Origin of the sequence: 'Vigna radiata' phytoplasma (assembly GCF_030586915.1) — a bacterium.
Lineage (GTDB): Bacteria > Bacillota_I > Bacilli_A > Acholeplasmatales > Acholeplasmataceae > Phytoplasma > Phytoplasma australasiaticum.
Genome location: NZ_JAOSIS010000038.1, coordinates 1 through 3123 on the forward strand (window position 1 = coordinate 1; position 3123 = coordinate 3123).

A 3123-nucleotide genomic window follows, 5' to 3' on the forward strand; every position below is an offset into this window, starting at 1 on the left:
ATCTTCTCAGAATGGAGTTTTGGATTTAGAACTAAAAAATCCTGTCATGACGCTATCAAACGTGTCAAACAAAGATTTAAAGGAATTGATTACCTTATCAAAATTGACTTAAAAGGCTACTTTGATACCATCAATCATGAGATTCTGATGAGAACCTTCAATCAGTTCATCAAAAAGCATAAAACGCTCTCAACCATTAACAAATGGTTAAAAGCGAGCTTTATGAAGGAGGACATCAAATATGAATCTTTATCCGGTTCTCCCCAAGGAGGGATTATCTCCCCTTTGTTGGCAAATGTATATTTACATTACATTGACCTGAAAATGGAAGAATTGATTAAAGCAGGAAAACCAATTAGGAAGAGTAACCCAGAATATGGGACGGCATGGAAAACACGCCAACACCATAAACTGGAGATTGATAGACACATCAACCTAAATCCAAAACCAAGAGTTGAATATATCCGCTATGCTGACGATTTTATCATCGGCATTAAAGGTGAGTATAACCAGGCAGAAAGAATCAAAGACCAAGTAACACAATGGCTGAAGCAGGACCTGAACCTTACTGTCAGTAAGAATAAGTCCAAAATTGTTAAAGCCAATAAAGGAACGAGGTTGCTATCCTACATGATAAAAGTTAACCCTACCAATAAAACTCGGGAAAGGAAAACTACCAAGAATTCCTTAAATGGGCAAGTTCAAATCCAAATTCCCCAAGCAAAAGCCAAAGAGTATGGATATGAATATAATTGGTTTAAAAAGGGAAAGGTGAAACACGACGAAACATTAGCAGATAGAGACGAGTTAGAAATAATCCGGACCTATAAGACAATTGTTAGAGGAATTATCCAATACTTTTGTTTGGCTAACAATTTAGGTGTTTTGACTCACTTAAGTTATCTAGCTGAATACAGCTGTTTGAAAACACTAGCAAGGAAACGGAAAACGTCAATTGCTAAAGTTCGAAAGAAATGTAAAATTGGTTCAACTTGGGGGATTGCTTATATTAACAAAAGGGAAACCCAATACTAACCATGGAATGTTTACACTTGGGACAAAATTAAAAAAATGCGTAATTATAAGGGAAACCCCGGAAATTACCATTAATAGATTTATATTCCAAGGTTGTACTCATCTAATTGACCGTCTAAAAGCGGAACGTTGTGAGCACTGCGATAAAACAACCCAACTTCAAATTCATCACATTGGTACGGTCCGCAATGCGCACCACCGAAGTATCATGAATAAAAGAACAAAGGTATTGTGTAAAGATTGTCACCGCAAGATAACCAATCAACAAATACATGATATTAGAAAACAAGAACAATAAGAATAAATAGCTAATTAACCGCGAGGAGAAATTAGTTCTCGCAAGAGAGTAAATTATGGAAAGCCGGATGCTTGGAAACTTGCTTGTCCGGTTTGGACGGGGGCTGATTGTAAATAAAACAGCAAGGATAAATCGCTGAATAAAACGCAATTAATCTATCCGTATATTTATCAAAAGAAAACAATTTTTATGATAATTATAGTAAAAAAAAAGATAATAAAAGCATTGCATTTTCAATAGTTATTAAATATGTATATAATGAGAGAGATAAAGATTTCACAAAATGTGCATTTTACTATTACAATAAAGAAGGACAATTAATCAAAAAAAAATACTTTAACGACAATATATTTTATACTTATCATTATAATAAAAAAAATCAATTAGAATATCGGGGCGCCAAAGAGGCCTAAATTTCGTGCTATTTAACCAATAGCCAGGGCCGATAAACCCTGAAAGGAGATGGTCGGTTTAGTAAACGAAAGAATATTAAATTATAGCAGACCATAAAAGCGGGTTGTGACGAAAGCAAATTAGTCAAGACGACCCCGCCACCGAATAATTCGATGGAGAAGCCTGAGATGGCCTAAGAAGGAAAATGAGGTAATCTAATAACCTGTTCCGGAAGTTGCTTAAACGGACAGTCCAGAAGCTGTCAATATTTACGATATGTATTGGACAGTTTATCAGATAGAGGAAACCTGGAATCAGCCTCTTAACGAGGATACTTCCCCTAAAGAATTAAGGTAGAAATTTAGCGTAACTTGGAGAATCCTAAAACTAAGTAATTAAATTTACTAATCTGGAAATAAAAGTCTGGATGGTCAAGGATAAAGAATCTTCTCAGTAGTCGTAAGGGTAAACCTAAATTTGGAATAATTTAGTTAATCGTCTTACCAAGAAGAGAGTTAATCACTCTTATAGGGCGAAAGAAGAAAGTAATTTGCTAGTTATTCAATGGTATCGGGGAAGGAGTTGATATTATGTCAACAACGGTTTCACCAGAAACTAAACTTTTACGAACATTGAGTAAAATTCAATATTGTTCATCAAACAGCTACTCTTTAAAAAGAGAACTCCAGCAGGGAATGAATAACTTTTACAACACGTTAACAGCGTTTAATAAAATTGCGGCTAACAGGGGCGCTGGTACACCCGGAATCGACAATAAAACCATCGATGGAATCAATCTGGAAAGATTAAAAAGATACCATCGGGAATACGTCAGTAACGGTTACTATCCAAAACCAGTAAAAAAAATCTTCATTCCTAAAGATAATAAAAAACCCGACCTTTAGGCATACCGACCATCAAAGATAGATTGATACAAAAATGCCTCGAACAACTTTTAACTCCCTATTTTGAAAATATCTTCTCAGAATGGAGTTTTGGATTTAGAACTAAAAAATCCTGTCATGACGCTATCAAACGTGTCAAACAAAGATTTAAAGGAATTGATTACCTTATCAAAATTGACTTAAAAGGCTACTTCGATAACATCAATCATGAGATTCTGATGAGAACCCTAAATCAGTTCATCAAAAAGCATAAAACGCTCGCAACCATTAACAAATGGTTAAAAGCCGGTTTCATGAAAGAGGACATCAAATACGAATCTTTATCCGGTTCTCCCTAAGGAGGGATTATTTCCCCTTTGTTGGCAAATGTATATTTACATTACATTGACCTGAAAATGGAAGAATTGATTAAAGCAGGAAAACCAATTAGGAAGAGTAACCCAGAATATGGGACGGCATGGAAAACACGCCAACACCATAAACTGGAGATTG

At 35.2% G+C, this 3123-nt stretch carries 2 pseudogenes; both read left to right on the forward strand.

From position 1 onward, the window contains the following. Nucleotides 1-1333: pseudogene (locus OC710_RS02530) on the forward strand (reverse transcriptase domain-containing protein); the annotation flags it as partial. 983 nt (nt 1334-2316) lie between these two features. Then, a pseudogene (locus OC710_RS02535) lies at nt 2317-3123 on the forward strand (reverse transcriptase domain-containing protein); the annotation flags it as partial.